We start from the raw sequence: 19,369 nt of genomic DNA on the forward strand, positions 1-19,369 counted from the left end.
GGTTTTTTCGGCGACGGACAAGGCTATTGCCGCACGCCGATTATCGCTATCGTGCAGCCACTCGTTTTCTTGCAGTCGAGGCACGATCGGTATGCGTTATCCCTCCATGACGGCGCTGCGGGCCCTGGATGCGGTGGCCCGCCTGGGCAGTGTCGCCGAAGCCGCCAGCGAGCTGAACCTGACTCCCAGCGCCATCAGCCACCAGATCAAGAGCCTGGAGCAGACCCTGGGGTTCGCCCTGACCGAGCGCCAGGGCCGCAGCATCCGCATCACCTACCAGGGCGAGCGCTACGCCCGGGACATCCACCTGCTGCTGGCCAATATCCTTGAGGCCGGGCAGCGCTCGGACGGCCAGCAAGTCAGCGGGCGCTTGTGCATCAGCAGCCCGCCAGGGTTCGCCACCTACTGGCTGTGCACCCATATCGCCGAGTTCCAGGCGCTGTATCCCCAGGTCGAACTGCACCTGGTATCGCCGCGTACCCCGGGCGATACCAGCGACAGCAACGTCGACCTGTTCGTCGCCTACGGCATGGGCGACTGGCCCAACCAGCATGTGCAGAAGATCGTCTCTTTGCGCTATTTCCCGGTGTGCAGCCCGAGCCTGGTGAACGCCATGGGCGGGCTCAAGAGCCTGGATGCGCTGGACCACGCCCTGTTGCTGCACATGATCGACTACTCCGACTGGCGGATCTGGCTGGCGGCGGCCGGGGCGCCGAACGTCGACGTGCGCCGGGGCATAGTGTTCGCCGATGCGCACTTCGTGCAGTCGGCCTGCATCGCCGGCCAGGGCATCGCCATGGGCGACAACCTGATCAGCGGCGAAGCCCTGGCCAAGGGCCTGCTGGTGCAGCCGTTCGACACCGAGATCGAATCCAACCGCGGCTACTACCTGGTGGCCGACCAGCTCAAGGCCGAGCGCCCGGTGGTGCTGGCCTTCAGTGAGTGGGTCAAGTCGCAATTGCACGGCATCACCCGCCTGCATCCGGAACCGCGACGCGCTGGCAAAGCGTGAATTTTATTGATCAATAGCGAGGATTTTTTTCGATTGTTGCTCCTCGGTGGCTGCGACTAATGTCCCCCGACATCAGCCGGGCGCAGGGTGTCGCCCGCCATAAGAACAAGAGGAGTAGTCGATGACCACCTGTGCGCAGTCGCTGGTTCGTTTGCTGGAAGGTTATGGCGTGGACACGGTGTTCGGGATTCCCGGGGTGCACACGGTGGAGCTGTATCGCGGCCTGCATGGCAGCCGCCTGCGCCACGTCAGCCCGCGCCACGAACAGGGCGCAGGGTTCATGGCCGACGGCTACGCCCGGGCCAGCGGCAAGCCCGGGGTGTGCTTCATCATCACCGGCCCGGGCATGACCAACATCCTCACAGCCATGGGCCAGGCCTACGCCGACTCGGTGCCGATGCTGGTGATCTCCACGGTCAACCGGCGCGAGCACCTGCGCCTGGGCCATGGCCACCTGCATGAGTTGCCGGACCAGCGGGCGATGGTGGCCGGGGTCTGCGCCTTCAGCCATACCTTGCAGTCGCCGGCGGAGTTGCCGGAGATCCTGGCCCGGGCCTTTGCCCTGTTCAAATGCGCGCGCCCACGGCCGGTGCACATCGAAATTCCCCTGGACGTGCTGGAGATGCCGGCCGTCGACCTCAACCTGATGCCGCGCAGCCTGCCCGGCGCACCGGCTCCGGCCGGGGATTCGCTGGCCGCGGCGCTGGCCCTGCTCGATGCCGCCCACCGGCCGCTGATCCTCGCCGGTGGCGGTGCCCGGGGTTGCGCCCAGGTGCTGCAGCAACTGGCCGAGCGCCTGCAAGCCCCGGTGGCGCTGACCACCAACGCCCGGGGCCTGCTGCCCCAGGCCCACCCGTTATTGCTCGATGGGGTGCAGTCGGCGGCCCATGGCCGGGCGTTGATCGACGAGGCCGACGTGGTGCTGGCGGTGGGTACCGAGCTGGGCGAGACCGACTACGACTTCTTTGGCCTGGGGCCGTTGCGCTTCAAGGGTTCGCTGATCCGCCTGGACATCGATCCGCTGCAGGTCATGGGCGTGCAACGGGCCCATGTCGGCCTGTTGGGCGATGCCCGGCAAGGCTTGCAAGCGCTGTTGGACCAGGTCGCCCCGCAGGGCGCTCGCGGGCGCTGGGCGGTGGACAGCGTGCAACGGGTGAACCAGGCCGAACGCGCCAGCTGGACGCCCCGGCAGCGAGGGCTGCAAGGCTTGCTGGACCTGCTGCGCGACAACCTCGACGCACCGATCCTGGTGGGCGACTCGACCCAGCCGGTGTACCAGGGCGCGTGCGGCTACCAGGCCCCGGCCCCGGCCAGCTGGTTCAACGCCGGCAGTGGCTACGGCACCCTGGGCTACGGCTTGCCGGCGGCCATGGGCGCCAAGCTGGCGCAGCCCGGGCGGACGGTGGTGGCGCTGGTGGGCGACGGCGGCCTGCAGTTCACCAGCGGCGAGCTGATCGCGGCCTGTGAAGCGCAGATCGGCGTGATCCTGCTGGTGTGGAACAACCAGTGTTATGGCGAGATCCGCGACTACATGCACGCCCGGGACATCCAGCCGCTGGGGGTGGACATCCTCACCCCGGATTTCCAGGCCCTGGCCGCCAGTTGCCATGTGGCCTACCACCAGGTGGCCAGCCCGGCGCAGTTGCAGGAACTGCTGGCTAATCTTGCGAGTACTCGCCAACCGGTGATGATCGAGGTCAATGCCGGCGCCTACCTGGCCCTGGACTGATTGTCCGGCGCCCTGGCAAGGCGCCGCAAGAAACGCGCAGGCAGGGGGCAAGCTGGGTTACATTCAGGTTTTCGCCGGGACGCACCTTGTCACTCGAGGACTCATGGATGAACTGCATTTTCTGCCAGATTATCGCTGGCGCCTTGCCTGCGGCCGTGATCTACCGCGATGAACATTGCATGGCCTTCATGGACGTGCACCCCCTGGGGCAGGGGCATGTGCTGCTGATTCCCCAGTCCCATGTGGAAAAGCTCGACCAGTTGCCCGGTTTCGTCCGCCAGCACCTGTACCAGGTGTTCGATGGCCTGGTGGCCGCGCAGCGTCGTGCCGGCTTCGGCATGGAGGGCACGCACCTGTTGGTCAACGATGGCCGGGCCACCAACCAGCATATTCCCCATGCCCACATGCACCTGATCCCCCGGCGCAGCGGCGATGGCCTGGGTTTCGCCGGGCGCCTGTTGCTGCACTTCACCGGGCTGTTCGGGCGCAAGGCCAGCCTCGCGAGCCTGCAGGAACAGGCTGCGCGTATCGCTGAAGAAGTACGGGTGCCCTGGGTCAGTGAAACGCCGGCAGGCGGCCGCTGATATGGATCGCGCGCGCGCGTTGGCGCTGGAATATGCAGAAAACCAATACCTGCGGGCCCGGGTCGAGGGGCTGGCGAACTTGCCGGGCAACCCCTATCGGGCAAGTGTGCAGGGCGATTCGAGTTGCGGTGCGTTCCTTGTGGCCGACCATCCCAGCCCGATGCTGAATCGGGTGCACGGTGACCAGGAGCGAGATGCCGGGAAGCTGGCCAACCTGTTGCAGGCTTGCAACGCCTGCAACCCGGCCATCGCCCTGATCGCCGCATCGGCCAGGATCGCCCCAAGCCTGGAGCTGCAAGGGCAACTGCTGCAACGCCTGAAGGGCTGGACCCATGGGCAATTCCTTGCGCCCGTGGAGGCGATCCCGGCCTCGCCGGCGTGTTCGGATATCGAGTCAGTGGATCTGTCGACCCTGGAAAGCTTCTGTGTGCTGCACCGCGAGGCATTCAACACACCCGCGGCTGCCCGGCCGGTTACCCAAGCGGCTTTCGGCGCATTGCTCGACGATGCTCGCGGGCACTTGTACCTGATACGCGAACAGGGTGTCGCGGTGGCCGGAGCGGCGTTGTTCATCGCCGACAACGGCGTGGCCTATCTGGGCACCGCCTTTACCACCAAGGCTGCGCGCGGCCAGGGTCATCACCGGGTCCTGATCGCCCACAGGTTGCACCAGGCCGTCGCCCTCGGCGCTCGGAGTGTGGCGGCCACGGCGTTGCTGAACTCGCAAAGCCGGCGCAACCTGGAGCACTGCGGCCTGCGCCTTTCCCACCTGCAAACCCTGTATCGGGCCGCGCCTTAGCAGCGCTGAAGCCCTGGCCCTGAACGGGTGGCGAGCCCTTGGGCAAGACGGGCAGCCCGGCTGCTTTGCGACAGGCAGGCAGCGGGCGAGGCTTGGCCTTGTGCAACCGGCCGAAGCGATGAGTTTCGGAATCAGCGCTATTGGCTTGTCCGCGATTGTCTGGCCCACTCCTCGGCCGTTTTCGCCTCCACCGGCAGGGCAAAGCAGAAGGTCGCACCGCGCCCGGGTTCGTCCACCAGGCGGATGCTCACCCCGTGCAATTGCAGGATGCGATGGACGATGCGCAAGCCCAGGCCGCCGTCACGGCGGGCGCCACCGATAGTGAAGGGGCGCAGGAACAGGCCTTCGCGCAGGTGCTCGGCAATGCCGGGACCACTGTCGCTGACTCGTACCTGCACCTCTGGGCCGTCGGCGCGCAGGCCGATCTCGATCTCGCCACTGCCGGGGGTGTGGCGCAGGGCATTGTCCACCAGGTTGGTCAGCACCCGTTCGATCAGCCCCAGGTCGGCACAGACGCCCCAGGCGCCTGGGGCGAAGTCGGCCTTGAGCTGCACCTGGCGCGCCTCGGCGGCCAGTTCGAACTTCTGGAAGATGTCTTGCAGCAGGTCGGTCAGGGAAAAGGTCTCGAGCACCGGCTGGACGAAACCGTGTTCCAGGCGCACCAGTTCCAGCAGTGCCTGGGCCAGGCCGCCGACCTTGCGGCTCTGATCCAGGGCGATGCCCAGGTAGCGCCGACGTTCCTCGGGGCTCAGGCTGGCGTCCTTGAGCGACAGGGTTTCCAGGTAGCCATGCAGGGACGACAGTGGCGTGCGCAGGTCGTGGGAAATGTTCGCCACCAGCTCGCGGCGCTCCTGGTCCTGGCGGGTCAGGGTGCGCCACTGTTCGTTGAGCCGGGTTTGCATCTGGCGGAACGTGGCATCGAGTACGGCGATTTCATCCAGGCTACCGTTCTTGGGTTGAGCTGGTGGCGTGGGCTCCAGTGGCGGCGAAGCACCCTCGATGTCGAAGTGGCCAACCCGCTCGGTCAGGGTGCGCAATGGCCGGGTGATCAGGGCGAAAGCCGTGAGGCCGGCGATCAGGCACAACAGCGCCACCAGGGCGATCGACCACAAGGCGATGTTCAAGGCCGCACCCGTGGCGCCGCGTTCGGCGATGCGGTCGTGTTCCTCGCTGAGCAGCACCACGTACAGATAACCCGCCTGCTTGCCGGCAACCATCAACGGCGCGGCGCTGAACACCTTGCGCCCGTCCGGGCTGCGCGGGTCGTCGCCAAGGATCGGCAGCGGGTCGCCAGCCAGCAGGTGACGGATTGGCGCCAGGTCGACCTGTTCGCGGCGCAGGCGGCCGGCGGGAGCGGCATTGCCGACTATCCGTCCCTGGCTGTCCAGCAGGTACACCTCGACACTGGGGTTGACCAGCATCAGCTGGCCGAACAGCGCACGCAGGGCGTTGGGCATCAGACCGTTGGCATCCATCAGTTGGGTGTCCCGGGCGATATGCCCGGCCAGATCCCGGGACAGGCCCTGCACCACTTCCAGCTCATGCATGCGGCTGGAACGCACCTGCAGCCAGGCCGAGGTGGAGCAGCACACCAGCAGCAACAGGGCGAACACCACGGACAGGCGTTGGCTCAGGGTCAGCCTCATATCGGCTCCTGGGTGGCGAACTTGTAGCCGCGGCCCCAGACCGTGAGGATCCGCGCGGGCTGTGCCGGGTCGCTTTCGATCTTGGCCCGCAAGCGATTGATATGGGTGTTGACAGTGTGCTCGTAGCCTTCGTGGTTGTAGCCCCAGACGGCATTGAGCAGGTCCATGCGCGAGAACACCTTGCCCGGCTGGCGGGCGAAGAAATACAGGAGGTCGAACTCCCGCGGCGTGAGGTCCAGGCGCCGCCCGTCCAGGTTGGCGTCGCGGGTCAGCGGATCGATGGCCAGGCCGTCGAGGGCGAGGCTGCCGCTGTCCAGCTTGAGGTTGCGTGCCAGCGCATCGACCCGGCGCAGCAGCGCCTTGACCCGGGCCACCAGCTCGAGCACCGAGAACGGCTTGGCCAGGTAGTCGTCGGCGCCCAGTTCCAGGCCAAGGATGCGGTGCATCTCGCTGGAGCGGGCACTGGTGATGATGATCGGGGTGTAGCGGGTCATCGCCCGGGCGCGGCGACAGATCTCCAGGCCGTCGACCCCGGGCAGCATCAGGTCCAGGATCAGCGCGTCCCAGCCACCCTGTTCCAGCAGGCGCAGGCCCTCGGTGCCGTCGGCGCTGTGCACCACCTCCAGCTGCTCATCGCGCAGGTGCAGGGTGATCAGGTCGGCGATGTGCTGGTCGTCCTCGACCACCAGCACGCGTTTGGCTTGTTCCATCGACACAGGGTCCTTTAGGCAATGGGCGCATTGTGCGGTGTTTCGCCGGGGCCAGTTATCACGAATTGTTTAACTGTGCGTGAGGATTTGGCGATCAGCCCAAGCTTAGGCTCAACCCACTACCGGAGCGGATGATTGTGGGAGGCAGCCATGTTTTCACGGCGACAGTTCTTATTGGCCAGTGGCGGCCTGGGTGTGGCGGCCCTGGCCTTGGAGGTCCTGCCACGCTTGGGCGGCGCTGACGCGCTGGTCGCACCGGCGCTGGCCGACGAGGTTTTCGAGGTCAGTCACAGCGACGCTGAATGGCGCAGCCTGCTCAGCCCGCAGCAGTACCAGGTGCTGCTCGAGGAGGGCACCGAGCGCGCCTACAGCAGCCCGTTGAACGACGAGCACCGCGCCGGCACCTTTGCCTGCGCCGGTTGTGCGCTGGCGCTGTTTTCCTCGACCACCAAGTTCGACAGCCACACCGGCTGGCCAAGCTTCTGGGCCCCGCTGGAACATGCAGTGGCGCAGCGCAACGATCGTTCTTTGGGCATGCAGCGCACCGAAGTGCACTGCCGGCGCTGCGGCGGCCACCTGGGGCATGTATTCGATGATGGCCCGGCGCCTACCGGCCTGCGCTACTGCATGAACGGGCTGGCCATGAACTTCACCGTACAAGCGGCCTGATGCTGTTTCTCACCGATAGAAGGATGACCTCATGTGGCTACTGCTTCTCGCTTATCTCGGTGGTGTGCTGACCATTGTCAGCCCCTGCATTCTGCCGGTATTGCCCTTTGTCTTCGCTCGCACCGGCCAGCCGTTCTTGCGCAGTGGCTTGCCGCTGTTGCTGGGCATGGCCCTGACCTTCGCCGTGGTCGCGAGCCTGGCGGCGGTGGGCGGCGCCTGGGTGGTGCAAGCCAATCAGTACGGTCGCTGGCTCGCGTTGCTGTGCGTAGCACTGTTCGGGCTGACGCTGCTGCTGCCGCGGTTGGCCGAGCGCCTGACCCGGCCGCTGGTTGCGGTGGGCGGGCGGCTGTCGGAGGCTGCCGGCCACGACCCACGGCCGCGGCCCGGCGCTTCATTGTTGATCGGCGTTGCCACCGGCCTGCTCTGGGCGCCGTGCGCCGGGCCGATTCTCGGGCTGTTGCTGACCGGGGCAGCATTGCAGGGCGCCAACCTCGCGACCAGCCTGCTGTTGCTGGCCTACGCGGGCGGCGCTGCGACCTCGCTGGCCGTGGCGCTGTTGCTCGGTGGCAAGGTATTCGCCGCCATGAAGCGCTCCCTGGGCGCCGGTGAATGGCTGCGCAAGGGCCTGGGGGCAGCGATGCTCGCCGGGGTCGCGGCCATTGCCATGGGCTGGGACACCGGGATTCTGGCGCGTCTTTCCACGGCCTCCACCGCCGGCCTGGAGCAGGCCCTGGTGGGACGGTTGGCGGGTGGGGCGGCTGCACCGGAGGGGGCGATGCAGGCGCAAGATCACCTCGGCGGCGCAATGATGGCTGCCGCTGGCGCCATGTCCGCGCCGGCCTTGCCGGTGCAGGGCCCGTTGCCGCCGCTGAGTGGCGCCGTGCAGTGGCTCAACTCGCCCCCCCTGAGTGCCGAGGCGCTGAAGGGCAAGGTGGTACTGGTGGATTTCTGGACCTACTCCTGCATCAACTGCCTGCGCAGCCTGCCCTATGTCAAAGCCTGGGCCGAGAAGTACCGCGACCAGGGGCTGGTGGTGATCGGTGTACACGCCCCGGAGTTCGCCTTCGAACGGGACGTGGGCAATGTCACCAAGGCCGTGAAGGACTTGGGCATCGACTACCCCGTGGCCATCGACAACGACTACCGGATCTGGCGTGCCTTCGACAACCAGTACTGGCCGGCGCACTACTTCGCCGATGCCCAGGGGCGCATTCGCTACCAGCACTTCGGCGAGGGTGAGTACGCCGAGTCGGAGCGAGTGATCCAGCAACTGCTGCGCGAGGCCGGCAATGCCCAGGTCACCGGTGGCTTGATCCAGGCCGAGGCCAAGGGGGTGCAGCAAGCGGCGGACATGAACGAGGTGCGCTCGCCGGAAACCTACGTCGGCTACCAGCGCTCGGAGAACTTCGTGCCCCAGGCCAGCCTGGCGCCGGACACCATCGCGGCCTATGACGTGCCGGCGCAGTTGGCGCTGAACGACTGGGGCCTGCGCGGGCAGTGGAAGGTCGGTGCCGAAAGTGCTCGATCCACTGCACCAGGCGGGGCGCTGGTGTACCGCTTTCACGCCCGTGACCTGCACCTGGTACTGGGTCCGGGGAGCGATGGTCGGCCAGTGCGCTTCAAGGTGCTGATCGACGGCCAGGCACCGGGGGCGGACCACGGCGTGGATGTGGCGCCCGACGGCAGCGGCCAAGTGACCGAGCAGCGCCTGTACCAGTTGGTGCGTCAGGCCGGCGATGTGGCGGAGCACACCTTCAGCATCGAGTTTCTCGAACCAGGGGTGCAGGCCTATGCCTTCACCTTTGGTTGAGAGGCGGGGACACGACAGTCGGTTGGTCTGGATCGTGGAAAGGCCGGGCGCGGCCCTGCTGGTTCACTCATGGCAAGAGAGGCAGGTATGAAAAACATTCTGGGCGCAGTGCTGGCAATGACCGTGCTGGGGCTGGCGGGGCAGTGCTCGGCCTTTTCCCTTGGCGGTACCGGTGACGCGGTGGTGATCGCACCGCCAGCGCTGGATGAACGCAATCCGGCCCCTAGCGAGACGGCGGTATTTGCCGGTGGTTGCTTCTGGGGTGTGCAGGGCGTGTTTGCCCATGTCAAAGGCGTGCAGCGCGCGGTGTCCGGTTATGCCGGGGGCGCGGCGCAGACGGCGGACTATCAGCGGGTCAGCGAAGGTGACACCGGGCATGCCGAGTCGGTGCAGGTGACCTTCGATCCGGCCCAGGTCAGCTACGGCAGCTTGCTGCAGATCTACTTCTCGGTGGCCCACGACCCTACCGAACTCAATCGCCAGGGGCCGGACAGCGGCACCCAGTACCGCTCGGCGCTGTTCCCGCAGACGCCCGAGCAACAACGGGTGGCCCAGGCCTACATCGCCCAGCTCGATGCAGGACGGGCGTTCGCCAAGCCCATTGCCACCCGCCTGGAACCGGACCAGACTTTTTACCCGGCGGAGGCCTATCACCAGGATTTTCTTGCCGAGCACCCTGGCTATCCCTACATCGTGATCAATGACCTGCCCAAGGTGGTGCACCTCAAGCAGCTGTTTCCCGAGCGTTACCAGGAACAGCCGATACGGGTGAAGACTGGCGGTTGATGACCGATCTTGAGGGCGGGGAGGTCAGTAGCGCCACTTGCGTAGCAGATCCTCGCCATAGCGCTGGCTGATCAGCGCTTCGACGCCGTCATCGTCGTCATGTACCTCGGCCAGGCACAGCAGCATCAGCGCGTCCAGGTAGTCCTGCGGCGAATCGAAGAAAGGCGTCAGGGCCATGCCGCTATCGTGGTCGAAGTAGTAGACCGTGCCGGTGTCACGCTCGAAGCAGAACAGGTTGCCGTTGCCCAGGTAGTCGCCGAAGGCCACCAGCCTTTGCGCCAGTGCCAGGTCCAGGTATTGCTCGTCGATCTCGACGATGCCGGGGTAGGCCTCCAGCAGAGGCTGGATCGAGATGTCGCCGGGCTCGACGCTGCACAGGGTCTCGGCCAGGGACAGCACCCCCAGCTGGCGGTGATAGTCACGCAGCGCCGGTGGCAGCGGGCAGCCCAGGCGCTGTTCCAGGGCCTGCAAGGCGTCTTCGCTGACGGGTGTCAGCTCGGGTTCGTTGATGTGTCCTTCCCATAACGCGCCGTAGGCGCCAATCGCCGCCCGGTACCAGGCCAGGCGCGTGGCCTGATCGGGCAGGTCCGGCCAGGCCAGGGGCGGGCAGCCGGTCGGTGGCCAGTCGGCGTTGGTGTCGTGTTGTTCTGACATGAGGGCTCCTTGGGTGAGCGGCAGGTGAAGGGCGATCAGGCGCTATGGCGCTTGCGCTCCATGGCGATGTCCGAGGGCTCGAAGCCCATCGAGCGGAAGAACTGCGCCGCTCCAGGACGACCGGCGCGCAGGACCCAGGTGATCTGCGGGTTATCGCCCATCACCCAGTGCACCAGGGCCCGGCCTGTACCTTGCCGCCGATATTGCTGGGCAACCACCACCATGGACAGGTAGCCGTTGGATAGCCCATCGCTGAGGCCGCGGGCAAAGCCGATGATGCTGTTGTCGTGCCATGCCACCGCCGTGCGCTGGGAGTTGGCCAGCAACTGGCTGAAGTACTCGCGGGTACCAATGCGATGGCCCCAGCCGTTGTCGCCGAGAAATTGCCGCAGGGCTTCGCAGTCCTCGGCCCGGGCGTCGCGGATCAGCATGGGCATGTCTCCAATGGGTAGCGATCGCGGATTGCATCCCGCCGGCGGGTTATTCGTCAAGCGCGGCTGAACGCTTCGGTCAAGCCGGGCGAGCATTGCGAACATTGTTGCCGGCTGGCGCCAGGCGTAGCGTGGTGCCTGGACCTGGATCTGCCTGGAGGGACGCAAGCATGACCGTGAAACTGGGAGCCATCGATGCCTGGGCGCAGCCGGCCAATGGCCGCGCGCGGGCGCTGTTGCCGGAAGTCGCCCGGCTGTTCGAGAAATCCGGCTCGGCGCACCTGCTCGACCAGCCGGTGAGCATCGAGCAGACCGTGGCGCTGATGGATCAGGCCGGAGTGGAAAAGCTCATGCTCAGCGCCTGGTGCCGGCCCGAGGGCTGGGTGTTCAGCAACGATGAAGTGGCGGCCTATACCCGGGCCTTTCCCGAGCGTTTCGTCGGCGTGGCCACGGTGGACCTGAGTCGGCCCATGGCGGCCCTGGCCGAGCTCGATCGGGCGGTGGGCGAGCTGGGTTGCAAGGCCCTGCGCATCGTGCCCTGGCTCTGGAAGCTGCCGCCCAACCACCGCCTGTACTACCCGCTGTACGCCAAGTGCATCGAGCTGGGGATTCCCTTCTGTACCCAGGTCGGCCACACCGGACCGCTGATGCCCTCGGAGACCGGGCGGCCGGTGCCCTACCTGGACGAGGTGGCCCTGGACTTTCCCGAGCTGGTGATCGTCGGCGGGCACATCGGCCATCCCTGGACCGACGAGATGATCGGCCTGGCCTGGAAGCACGACAATATCCACATCGATACCTCGGCTTACCTGCCGGCCTACTACCCGCCGCAACTGCTGCATTTCATCCGTACTTACGGCCAGGACAAGGTCTTGTTCGGCAGCAACTTCCCCCAGCTGTCGCTGAAAAAATGCCTGGAGCAGGTCCAGGCCCTGGAACTTCCGCCGCCAATCGCGGACAAATTCCTCCAGGGCAATGCCCGCCGGGTTTTCGGTTTGTAGTCGTCTCCCGCAGGCGCACACGGCCGTGACCCTGGGCGGCCCGGGTCCGCTGGCGAACGGTGCGCGCACCTTGGCAGCGGTTTTTCTGGCTCGAGGTTTCTTGTAATCTTGGCCTCCCCATTCACGGACGAATATCGAGACAGCCCATGGCTAACTCCACCCCGTCACGCCTCGGCAAGATCCTCCAGGGTCTGCTGTTCGCCCTGATCGGCATCGGCCTGCTGGTCATCGCCGGCAACCTTGCACTCGACCGCCGCGAATTCCTCGCCAGCGCCCAGACCGCCGACGGCATCGTCAGCGACCTGAATGCCGGCGGCTCGCACCCCGAGATCGCCTTCACCACGGCCAGTGGGGAGAAGATCTCCTATCCCCAGGGCGGCTTCATCTTCGGCTACCAGAAAGACCAGCCGGTCCGGGTCTACTACCAGCCCGACCGCGCGGCCAACAGCGCGGTGATCGACGATCCGGCCGCTCTCTGGGCCACCCCGGGCGTGCTGGGCCTGATCGGCCTGGTGTTCGTCATTGCCGGCCTCATCGGCATCGCCAGCCAGCGCGGGCGTCGCGCCGCACAACCATTAAAAGGACTTTGAACCCATGAGCTATGACATCCCGATCCCGGTCAACGAGAGTCGCTGGCAGTACCAGACCGCCAGTGGCGGCGGCCTGACCGTGGCCCTGCTGGCTGGCAGCGGCGCTTCCCTGGTACTGCGCTCGCCCCAGGGCGAGGATGTGCACTACCACTATGGCGGCCTTGGGGTGGGGGTAGGGTTCGGCGCCCGCCTGCCGCGTTTCGGCAAGGTCAATATCCGGATCAAGGGCAAGACCGTCGGCGGCGCCGGTGCTGCCGAAGCCTTTCCCAGCACCGGCAAGGTGTTCGTTTCCGACGCCCTGGCCAGCCGCGACCTGACCAGCGACGACATCACCGGCCCTTGCCTGTACACCGAAGTCGGTGCCGGGCTGGGGGTGGGTGGTTCGGCCACGGCCTTGCTGTTCGGCCTGGACCCCAAGCTGCTGGCCCTGGCGGTAGCGGTGAATTCCACTGCGGCCTCGATTTTCGCGGCTACCACGGTCAACCGCCAACTGCTGCAGTCGGCCAAGGGTGCGGTAGTCATGGCCGGGATGAACGCCGGCCTGCAAGCCGGCGGCGGTGCGGCGATCTACATGGGCTACCTGTTCTAGCCCTTTCTGCCCGGGGCGCCTGGGGTCACAGGCGCGCCAGGCATTGCTGGAGAATATCCAGCCCCTCTTCGAAGACTTCCGCTTCCGTGGTCAGGGGCGCCAACAGGCGCACGATATGCCGTGACTTGCCGCTGGGCATCAGCAGCAGGCCGGCTTCCCGGGCGCTGGCCAGCAGATTGTTCAACGGCTCCGACGCTGGCGCGCCATGCTCATCCAGCAGCTCGATACCGCGCATGGCGCCGACCCCGGTCAAGCGCCCCAGGTAGCGGCACAGGCCACTGGACTTCCAGTGCTGGTAACGCTCGACAATCGCTCGCTCCTGGTGCGTGCCCCAGGTGTGCAGATGCTCGTCGGTCATTTCCTCCAGGGTCGCCAGGGCCGCGGCACAAGCGATCGGGTTGCCCGAATAGGTGCCGCCCAGGCCGCCTCGGGGCAGGCTGTCCAGCAGCTCCTGGCGACCCACCACCGCGCCCAGGGGCAGGCCGCCGCCGATGCTCTTGCCCAGGAGGATCAGGTCCGGTTCGATGCCCAGCCGGGAAAAACCGAAACGCTGGCCGGTGCGGCCGAAGCCGGACTGGATTTCGTCGGCCACCAAGAGGATCCGCTGTTCGTCGCACAAGCGACGCAGGGCCTGGGCGAACCCCGGGTCCAGAGCCAGGAAGCCGCCTTCGCCCTGCACTGGCTCGAAGATGAAGCAGGCCACCTCGCCGACATCGATCTCGACGCTGAACAACCGTTGCATGGCCTTCAAGGCTTCTTCTGCACTCACGCCGTTGTCGGCGCTAGGGTAGGGCAGGTGGTACACGGGCCCCGGTAGTACGCCGACCTTCTGCTTGTAGGGGGCGACCTTGCCGTTGAGGTTGAGGGTGGCCAGGGTACGGCCATGGAAGCCACCATCGAAGGCGATCACGGCGCTGCGCCCGGTGGCGGCGCGGACGATCTTCAAGGCGTTTTCCGCTGCTTCGGCGCCACTGTTGGTGAGCATGCCGCTGACCGGGTAGCTCACCGGGATGAAGCGGGCCAGGCGCTCCATGAACTCAAGGTAGGGCGCGTGGGCAGCGGCGTTGAAGGCGTAGTGGGTGAGGCGGCTGGCCTGGGCCTGGATGGCCGCGACGATGCGCGGATGACAGTGCCCGAGGTTGAGCACGCCAATGCCGCCGACGAAGTCGATGTAGCGCTTGCCCTGGGTGTCCCAGACTTCGGCGTTGCGCCCGTGGCTGAGCTGGATCGGGTGGACGGTGGCGATCGAACGGCTGATATTTTCGTAGCTCATTGGACGGGCTCTGCATGCCGGAAACGAGCCGTTATCTAAGCCGGCCTCGGCCGCCTGGGACAAACGAAATAAAGTCGCCGGGTCAGTATGAAATTTCCCGATCCAGGGTTTGCGCCCGCTTCAAGAGGTTTTCGTCTTGTGTCGGTTGCGCAGGTGCCGTACCAGCGCGGCGAGTCCCAGCAGGGCCACCACGCCGAGGAAGATCGGCAGGCGATAGGGCTTCAGGTCGCCGAAAAAATGCTGCAAGGCCTCGCCGGCCCAATAGCCAGCCCCGACGAACAACATGGCCCAGACCGCGGCCCCGAGCACATTGAGCAAGGCAAAGCGCCAGGGTGCCAGGCCGCTGGCACCGATGACCATCGGTCCTACCAGGCGCATGCCATAGAGAAAACGCACGGCGAACACCGAGGTCAGGGGGTAGCGCTCGATCAGGCCCTTGACCCGTGCGATGGCGGCCTGGTGGCGCTTGAGCCTGGGCAGTATCCGGGTGCCGGAGTAGCGACCGGTCCAGAACAGCAGCTGGTCGCCGAGGATGCCGCCGAGGGTGGCGAGGCCGAGCACCTGGGGCCACTCCAGGTTGCCCTGGTGCGCCGCCATGCCACCGAGGATCAACACAGTCTCACCCTCCAGCAGGCAACCGACGAAGATCACCCAGTAGCCGTAGGTGGCGATCAGGGCGTTGAGGTCCAGGTGGTCGAGCATGGGCAGGGTCTTCCGTGGGCAGGTGGAACCGGTGATCGGTAGCGATGCTACACAGAACTCTGATTCCATCGGTCGGCACAAGTGCCTGGAACATTCGCCGCTGGCGACAGTTGCGTTCAAGGGCTCTCGGGTAGGCGCTTCAGCGACTGGGCGGGGCTGCGCTTTCGGCCAGGACGGATCTTGACGAAGGGTAGCGTATCTCGACGCTGGCCCCGGCTTGTTCCAGGGCTTGTTGCCAGGTCCTGAACACCTGGGGCCAGGCTTGCATGACCTTGAAGGGAGCGTTGGCCATCAGCGTCTTGGCCTGCCGGGGACTGAGGGCCATGGCCTGGCGGACGATGCCGAACACTCGGGCGGGATTCGCGCCGACCTGGACGAGCCACAGTGCCGGATCGCTAGGGGCCAGCGGCGGATATTCCGGGAATGGCCCATATTGTCGGAACAGCCTGGCCATGGCATCGGCGTGGTTCAGCGAGGCCAGAGCCTGGGCGCTGGCCAGGTGTTCAGCGCAAAACCACTCATAGCCATGGGGATGGCCCGCACAGCTGGCGTCCAGGGGGCTGTAGTCGGCAAAGCGCACCAGGTCGCCGCCGCTGGCGGCATGGAACATCTCCGAGCGAAAGTCGTTGAGGCATAGATCGCAGATGGCTGGTTTCATCGCTGGCGCGGTTCCTGGGCACTGGTGATTGGAGTTGACGCTCAGGTGGCCTGTCCCATCACCCAGGCCCAGGTCATGGCCGAACCATACAAGCCCAGGCCGAACACCGAGTGGCCGACCAGGCTACGCAGCCGGGCCACGTTCGGCTTGGGTGTCTTGCTGGCCGCGACTCCGGCGCCCATGCACGGCTGCATCAGGAAGAACGGCGCGGCCACCGTCAGCACGCCGACGATCAGCGCCGGGGCCAGGGTCGGCTGCAACGGCCATTGCGGGTCCTGGGTCAGCAGCAACAGTACCGCGAAAGCGATCCCGATCAGGTAGTGGGCCAGCCAGCCCAGCGCTTGTTCTCCGGCTATTGGCGCCGCCTGGGCGATGTTCTGGTGCACGAACCGGCCCTTGGGGAAGTGGCCGACCCAGCGCCCGACCATGCCCCAGTTGGGGCCGGGCATGTTCAGGAACCGGGCCAGGAACAGGTTCCAGAGATCCAGGACCACGGTTGCGCCGACACCGATCGCCAGTGCCGGTAAGATCAACGCCATGAGTGCATGCATAAGGACTCCTTCGGATACGGAAGCCTGGCAGTACAGTGCCAAGTATTCCCGTGATAAGATTTCATTCAATTTAATGATTGAATGATCAATAAAGCAGCAGGAACTGTCAATGACCGATTCATTTTCCCCACAGCAGCCACTGGCCGACATGGCCGAGCTGGCGCGCATCCTCGGGCATCACCATCGCTTGATCCTGCTGGAGCACATCGCTCGCGGCGAGCAACCGGTGGAGCGCCTGGTGGAGGCCTCGGGCCTTTCGGTAGCCAACACTTCCCAGCACCTGCAGCAGTTGCGTCGCGGCGGTTTCGTGCAGACCCGGCGCGATGGCAAGCGCGTGCTCTACAGCCTGGCCCAAGGCCCGGTGGCGGGCTTGCTCGATGCTTTGCGCCGGTATGTGGACTACAACCATGGGCAGATTCGCGACCTGCTTAGCGATAGCGTGCAACAGCCGGCGCGGCTTGAGGGCATCTCCCGGGGCGAGTTGCACCAGCGCTTGCAGGAAGGCGGCATGACCTTGCTGGATGTGCGTTCGCCGGAGGAATTTGCCCAGGGGCACCTGCCGGGGGCGATCAACATCCCGCTGGATGAGCTGGAACTGCGCCTGGCGGAGCTGCCGTCGGAGCAGGAGTTGGTGGCCTACTGCCGCGGCCCTTACTGCGTGCTTTCGCACAACGCTGCGGCGTTGTTGCGGGCCAAGGGCTTCAAGGTGCGGCGCCTGGACGAGGGGTTCACCGACTGGCAGGCCGCGGGGCTGGGTGTCGAAGCTAGTGAGTGAAAACGCCGAGAAACAGGGCGAATAAGCCATTGCCTACAGGTGCATGATCCATATCAACAGGGTTTTCAGAGAAATCCGCTACAAGGGACTCAGGCTCGGACCCACAAGGTATCGAGCCCCGGGCCTACCTCCCAAGGGCCCGAGATAACCAATAAAAACCTTTGCGGATATCGGCCGAGGGGATCACCCCAGGCGGGTTTTAAAGGAATAACCTGATGGCTTTTTCTCTGTCACGCTTGTGCCTCCTGGGCGCTGCGTTGCTCTGCGTACATTCTGCCCACGGTAGCGAGCCTGCTCCGGCAGCTACTCCCACCCCCGATGCCGAAACGATCCAGCGTGGCCAGTATGTGGCCCAGCTTGGCGACTGCATCGCCTGCCATACCGCTCGTGGCGGCGCCGTCATGGCCGGCGGCCTGGAGTTGAAGACGCCCATGGGCACCATCTACTCCAGCAACATCACCCCGGACAAGGCAACTGGCATCGGCGCCTACAGCTTCGAAGAGTTCGACCGCGTCATGCGCGAAGGCGTGACCCCTGATGGCAGCCATTTGTACCCGGCCATGCCGTACCCGTCCTACGCGAAGATGACCGAAGAGGACATGCGAGCGCTCTTTGCCTACCTGATCAATGGCGTGGAGCCGGTGGCCCAGGGCAACCTGGAGGCCGACATGGGCTTCCCCTTCAACCAGCGCTGGGGCCTGTGGTTCTGGAACTTCGCCTTCGTCGACAAGCAGCCCTTCAAGCCCAATCCTCAGCGTGACGAACAGCTCAACCGTGGCGCTTACCTGGTCCAGGGCCTGGGCCATTGCGGTTCCTGCCACACCCCACGGGGCATCGCCTTCCAGGAGAAGGCCATGAGCGACACCGAATCCGGTGGCCAGCATTATCTGGCCGGGGAGACGGTAGAAGAGTGGCGTGCCCTGAGCCTGCGCAACCTGTGGACCGTGGAAGACACCGTGCAACTGCTCAAGACCGGGCAGAACCGCTTCGCCACGGTCTCGGGCAACATGGCCGATGTGATCCACCACAGTACCCAGCACTTCACCGATGCCGACCTGACCGCCATCGCGGCCTATCTCAAGTCGCTGCCGGCAGGCAAGGACGACCTGCCGATGCCGTCCGAGGTCCAGGCCCCGGCAGCACCGCCGAGCAACCTGTTCACTTCTCGTGGTGGCCTGGGTTATGCGCAGTTCTGCTCCGACTGCCACCGCCAGGATGGCGCCGGCGTACCGCAGATGTTCCCGTCCCTGGCGGGCAACCCCAGCGTGGCGTCGAGCAACCCGACTTCCCTGCTGCACATCACCCTGACCGGCTGGAAGACCGCCCAGACCGCGGCCCATCCACGGGTCTACACCATGCCGGGTTTCGCCCAGCTGGCCGATGAGGAAATCGCCGAGATCCTGACCTTCGTCCGCAGCAGCTGGGGCAACCAGGGCTCGGCCATCGACGCTAACCAGGTCAAGAAAATGCGGGCCCAACTGAGCCCGCAAGTGGAGAGCACGCTGTTCGAAACCCCACGCCTGGCCAAGCTGTTGGCCGCGCCGAACGCCGAGCAACTGGTACGCGGCATGCGCTTGCACCTGGAAACCAAGGCCCTGCTGCCGGACAACGTCGGCAACTCGCTGAACTGCACCAGCTGCCACCTCAACGCCGGTACCGTGGCCGATGGGTCGCCTTTCGTCGGTGTCTCGGCATTCTTCCCCGGCTACGCGCCACGGGCGGGCAAGACCATTACCCTGGAAGAGCGTATCAACGGTTGCTTCCGCCGCTCCATGCACGGCAAGCCGCTGCCGGTGGCTGGCCCGGACATGCAAGCCATGGTCGCCTACTTCGAGTGGATGAAGATGAACACCCGGCCCGAGGACAAGGTGGCTGGGCGTGGCGTGGGCAAGATCGATCCCGCCCTCAAGCCCAACGCCGAGAACGGCAAGCAGGTATACGCCAAGCAGTGCGCGGTGTGCCATGGCGCTGATGGCGAAGGCCTGAAGCGTGCCGACGGCAGCCTGATCTTCCCGCCGCTGTGGGGCGACGAGTCGTTCAACATCGGCGCCGGCATGGCCCGTACCTACACCGCCGCGGCCTTCGTCAAGCGCAACATGCCGATCGGCTTCCACGAGAAATTCCCCCTGGGCCAGGGTGGCCTCTCGGATCAGGAAGCCCTGGATGTGGCCGAGTACTTCTCCCATCAACCGCGTCCGGACTTCCCGGACAAGGTCAAGGATTGGCCGAACGGTGGCCGGCCGGCAGACGCTCGCTACTGACCCTGACCATGGCGGCTGCTTCGGTAGCCGCCATGCTCGGTTTGAGCAGCCCGTAGCCGCGGTTTTCGAGCAGAAAAAAACCTGTGGCAGGCCGATCACGCCGAGTTAAGATCGCCATCCTTTTGCGGCCACCGATGGC

At 65.8% G+C, this 19,369-nt stretch carries 20 protein-coding genes; 12 read left to right on the forward strand and 8 right to left on the reverse strand.

Annotation, left to right across the window (positions count from 1 at the left end):
- The first annotated feature begins 91 nt into the window (after positions 1-91).
- The 4 genes from GDH07_RS17750 (at position 92) to GDH07_RS17765 (ending at position 4,124) form a co-directional block, all read left to right on the forward strand.
- Positions 92-1,012 (forward strand): LysR substrate-binding domain-containing protein, encoded by a 921-nt coding sequence (locus tag GDH07_RS17750; protein ID WP_022640755.1) that lies wholly within the window; start codon positions 92-94, stop codon positions 1,010-1,012.
- A gap of 121 nt (positions 1,013-1,133) precedes the next feature.
- Entirely contained in the window at positions 1,134-2,741 is a 1,608-nt protein-coding gene (locus GDH07_RS17755) for a 5-guanidino-2-oxopentanoate decarboxylase (protein WP_152898412.1), read from the forward strand.
- A gap of 107 nt (positions 2,742-2,848) precedes the next feature.
- Positions 2,849-3,325: an HIT family protein gene (locus GDH07_RS17760; RefSeq protein WP_152898413.1), complete on the forward strand. Its 477-nt coding sequence runs from the start codon at positions 2,849-2,851 to the stop codon at positions 3,323-3,325.
- A 1-nt stretch (position 3,326) separates the two neighbouring features.
- A complete protein-coding gene (locus GDH07_RS17765; protein ID WP_152898414.1) occupies positions 3,327-4,124 on the forward strand; it encodes a GNAT family N-acetyltransferase in 798 nt (265 codons plus the stop codon).
- A 137-nt stretch (positions 4,125-4,261) separates the two neighbouring features.
- Here GDH07_RS17765 and GDH07_RS17770 read toward each other — a convergent pair whose 3' ends face one another.
- Both GDH07_RS17770 and GDH07_RS17775 read right to left on the reverse strand, forming a co-directional pair.
- The gene (locus GDH07_RS17770; protein ID WP_152898415.1) at positions 4,262-5,770 is read right to left on the reverse strand and encodes a sensor histidine kinase; all 1,509 of its coding nucleotides are present in this window, start codon (positions 5,768-5,770) and stop codon (positions 4,262-4,264) included.
- On the reverse strand, positions 5,767-6,480 hold the full coding sequence (locus GDH07_RS17775; RefSeq protein ID WP_152898416.1) for a response regulator transcription factor: 714 nt from the start codon (positions 6,478-6,480) through the stop codon (positions 5,767-5,769). The genes GDH07_RS17770 and GDH07_RS17775 overlap by 4 nt, the downstream gene beginning before the upstream one ends.
- 150 nt (positions 6,481-6,630) lie before the next feature.
- On the opposite strand from GDH07_RS17775, the gene msrB reads away from it, so the two are divergent.
- The 3 genes from msrB (at position 6,631) to msrA (ending at position 9,745) form a co-directional block, all read left to right on the forward strand.
- On the forward strand, positions 6,631-7,149 hold the full coding sequence (gene msrB, locus GDH07_RS17780; RefSeq protein ID WP_152898417.1) for a peptide-methionine (R)-S-oxide reductase MsrB: 519 nt from the start codon (positions 6,631-6,633) through the stop codon (positions 7,147-7,149).
- A 31-nt stretch (positions 7,150-7,180) separates the two neighbouring features.
- Positions 7,181-8,959, forward strand: coding sequence for a cytochrome c biogenesis protein DipZ (locus tag GDH07_RS17785; RefSeq protein ID WP_152898418.1), 1,779 nt, complete (start codon positions 7,181-7,183; stop codon positions 8,957-8,959).
- A gap of 87 nt (positions 8,960-9,046) precedes the next feature.
- Positions 9,047-9,745 carry a peptide-methionine (S)-S-oxide reductase MsrA gene (gene msrA, locus GDH07_RS17790; RefSeq protein ID WP_053131854.1) on the forward strand — a complete coding sequence of 233 codons (699 nt, stop codon included), beginning with the start codon at positions 9,047-9,049 and terminating at the stop codon, positions 9,743-9,745.
- Positions 9,746-9,769: 24 nt separating this feature from the next.
- On the opposite strand, the gene GDH07_RS17795 is transcribed toward msrA, so the two are convergent.
- A complete protein-coding gene (locus tag GDH07_RS17795) occupies positions 9,770-10,399 on the reverse strand; it encodes an SMI1/KNR4 family protein (RefSeq protein WP_152898419.1) in 630 nt (209 codons plus the stop codon).
- 35 nt (positions 10,400-10,434) lie between these two features.
- Positions 10,435-10,830: a GNAT family N-acetyltransferase gene (locus GDH07_RS17800; RefSeq protein ID WP_152898420.1), complete on the reverse strand. Its 396-nt coding sequence runs from the start codon at positions 10,828-10,830 to the stop codon at positions 10,435-10,437.
- A 170-nt stretch (positions 10,831-11,000) separates the two neighbouring features.
- Between GDH07_RS17800 and GDH07_RS17805 the strand changes: the two genes are divergently transcribed.
- The 3 genes from GDH07_RS17805 to GDH07_RS17815 all read left to right on the forward strand — a co-directional run bounded on the left by GDH07_RS17805 (position 11,001) and on the right by GDH07_RS17815 (position 13,010).
- The gene (locus GDH07_RS17805) at positions 11,001-11,831 is read left to right on the forward strand and encodes an amidohydrolase family protein (protein WP_022640742.1); all 831 of its coding nucleotides are present in this window, start codon (positions 11,001-11,003) and stop codon (positions 11,829-11,831) included.
- A 146-nt stretch (positions 11,832-11,977) separates the two neighbouring features.
- Positions 11,978-12,421, forward strand: coding sequence for a DUF3592 domain-containing protein (locus GDH07_RS17810; RefSeq protein ID WP_022640741.1), 444 nt, complete (start codon positions 11,978-11,980; stop codon positions 12,419-12,421).
- A gap of 4 nt (positions 12,422-12,425) precedes the next feature.
- Positions 12,426-13,010 carry a hypothetical protein gene (locus GDH07_RS17815; protein ID WP_022640740.1) on the forward strand — a complete coding sequence of 195 codons (585 nt, stop codon included), beginning with the start codon at positions 12,426-12,428 and terminating at the stop codon, positions 13,008-13,010.
- A gap of 25 nt (positions 13,011-13,035) precedes the next feature.
- Here the strand turns inward: GDH07_RS17815 and GDH07_RS17820 are convergent, their stop codons facing one another.
- The 4 genes from GDH07_RS17820 to GDH07_RS17835 all read right to left on the reverse strand — a co-directional run bounded on the left by GDH07_RS17820 (position 13,036) and on the right by GDH07_RS17835 (position 16,194).
- A complete protein-coding gene (locus GDH07_RS17820) occupies positions 13,036-14,283 on the reverse strand; it encodes a 2-aminoadipate transaminase (protein WP_152898421.1) in 1,248 nt (415 codons plus the stop codon).
- Positions 14,284-14,403: 120 nt separating this feature from the next.
- Positions 14,404-14,985 (reverse strand): DedA family protein, encoded by a 582-nt coding sequence (locus tag GDH07_RS17825; RefSeq protein WP_152898422.1) that lies wholly within the window; start codon positions 14,983-14,985, stop codon positions 14,404-14,406.
- Between the two features lie 139 nt (positions 14,986-15,124).
- The gene (locus tag GDH07_RS17830) at positions 15,125-15,643 is read right to left on the reverse strand and encodes a hypothetical protein (protein WP_152898423.1); all 519 of its coding nucleotides are present in this window, start codon (positions 15,641-15,643) and stop codon (positions 15,125-15,127) included.
- A 41-nt stretch (positions 15,644-15,684) separates the two neighbouring features.
- Positions 15,685-16,194 (reverse strand): DUF2938 domain-containing protein, encoded by a 510-nt coding sequence (locus tag GDH07_RS17835; RefSeq protein WP_053131840.1) that lies wholly within the window; start codon positions 16,192-16,194, stop codon positions 15,685-15,687.
- A gap of 109 nt (positions 16,195-16,303) precedes the next feature.
- On the opposite strand from GDH07_RS17835, the gene GDH07_RS17840 reads away from it, so the two are divergent.
- Positions 16,304-16,969, forward strand: coding sequence for an ArsR/SmtB family transcription factor (locus GDH07_RS17840; RefSeq protein ID WP_152898424.1), 666 nt, complete (start codon positions 16,304-16,306; stop codon positions 16,967-16,969).
- A gap of 215 nt (positions 16,970-17,184) precedes the next feature.
- Positions 17,185-19,230, forward strand: coding sequence for a c-type cytochrome (locus GDH07_RS17845; protein ID WP_152898425.1), 2,046 nt, complete (start codon positions 17,185-17,187; stop codon positions 19,228-19,230).
- Positions 19,231-19,369: the final 139 nt, after the last annotated feature.

The sequence above is a fragment of the Pseudomonas piscis genome (assembly GCF_009380155.1).
Taxonomy (GTDB): Bacteria; Pseudomonadota; Gammaproteobacteria; order Pseudomonadales; family Pseudomonadaceae; genus Aquipseudomonas; species Aquipseudomonas piscis.

Excerpts from the sequence above, each read along its gene's own strand:
- GDH07_RS17815 (WP_022640740.1), top strand. The coding sequence starts at position 12,426 with ATGAGCTATGACATCCCGATCCCGGTCAACGAGAGTCGCTGGCAGTAC.
- GDH07_RS17830 (WP_152898423.1), bottom strand. The coding sequence starts at position 15,643 with ATGAAACCAGCCATCTGCGATCTATGCCTCAACGACTTTCGCTCGGAG.
- GDH07_RS17765 (WP_152898414.1), top strand. The coding sequence starts at position 3,327 with ATGGATCGCGCGCGCGCGTTGGCGCTGGAATATGCAGAAAACCAATAC.
- GDH07_RS17845 (WP_152898425.1), top strand. The coding sequence starts at position 17,185 with ATGGCTTTTTCTCTGTCACGCTTGTGCCTCCTGGGCGCTGCGTTGCTC.
- GDH07_RS17760 (WP_152898413.1), top strand. The coding sequence starts at position 2,849 with ATGAACTGCATTTTCTGCCAGATTATCGCTGGCGCCTTGCCTGCGGCC.
- GDH07_RS17785 (WP_152898418.1), top strand. The coding sequence starts at position 7,181 with ATGTGGCTACTGCTTCTCGCTTATCTCGGTGGTGTGCTGACCATTGTC.
- msrA (WP_053131854.1), top strand. The coding sequence starts at position 9,047 with ATGAAAAACATTCTGGGCGCAGTGCTGGCAATGACCGTGCTGGGGCTG.
- GDH07_RS17800 (WP_152898420.1), bottom strand. The coding sequence starts at position 10,830 with ATGCTGATCCGCGACGCCCGGGCCGAGGACTGCGAAGCCCTGCGGCAA.
- msrB (WP_152898417.1), top strand. The coding sequence starts at position 6,631 with ATGTTTTCACGGCGACAGTTCTTATTGGCCAGTGGCGGCCTGGGTGTG.
- GDH07_RS17770 (WP_152898415.1), bottom strand. The coding sequence starts at position 5,770 with ATGAGGCTGACCCTGAGCCAACGCCTGTCCGTGGTGTTCGCCCTGTTG.
- GDH07_RS17840 (WP_152898424.1), top strand. The coding sequence starts at position 16,304 with ATGACCGATTCATTTTCCCCACAGCAGCCACTGGCCGACATGGCCGAG.
- GDH07_RS17810 (WP_022640741.1), top strand. The coding sequence starts at position 11,978 with ATGGCTAACTCCACCCCGTCACGCCTCGGCAAGATCCTCCAGGGTCTG.
- GDH07_RS17775 (WP_152898416.1), bottom strand. The coding sequence starts at position 6,480 with ATGGAACAAGCCAAACGCGTGCTGGTGGTCGAGGACGACCAGCACATC.
- GDH07_RS17820 (WP_152898421.1), bottom strand. The coding sequence starts at position 14,283 with ATGAGCTACGAAAATATCAGCCGTTCGATCGCCACCGTCCACCCGATC.
- GDH07_RS17755 (WP_152898412.1), top strand. The coding sequence starts at position 1,134 with ATGACCACCTGTGCGCAGTCGCTGGTTCGTTTGCTGGAAGGTTATGGC.
- GDH07_RS17795 (WP_152898419.1), bottom strand. The coding sequence starts at position 10,399 with ATGTCAGAACAACACGACACCAACGCCGACTGGCCACCGACCGGCTGC.
- GDH07_RS17835 (WP_053131840.1), bottom strand. The coding sequence starts at position 16,194 with ATGCATGCACTCATGGCGTTGATCTTACCGGCACTGGCGATCGGTGTC.
- GDH07_RS17805 (WP_022640742.1), top strand. The coding sequence starts at position 11,001 with ATGACCGTGAAACTGGGAGCCATCGATGCCTGGGCGCAGCCGGCCAAT.
- GDH07_RS17750 (WP_022640755.1), top strand. The coding sequence starts at position 92 with ATGCGTTATCCCTCCATGACGGCGCTGCGGGCCCTGGATGCGGTGGCC.
- GDH07_RS17825 (WP_152898422.1), bottom strand. The coding sequence starts at position 14,985 with ATGCTCGACCACCTGGACCTCAACGCCCTGATCGCCACCTACGGCTAC.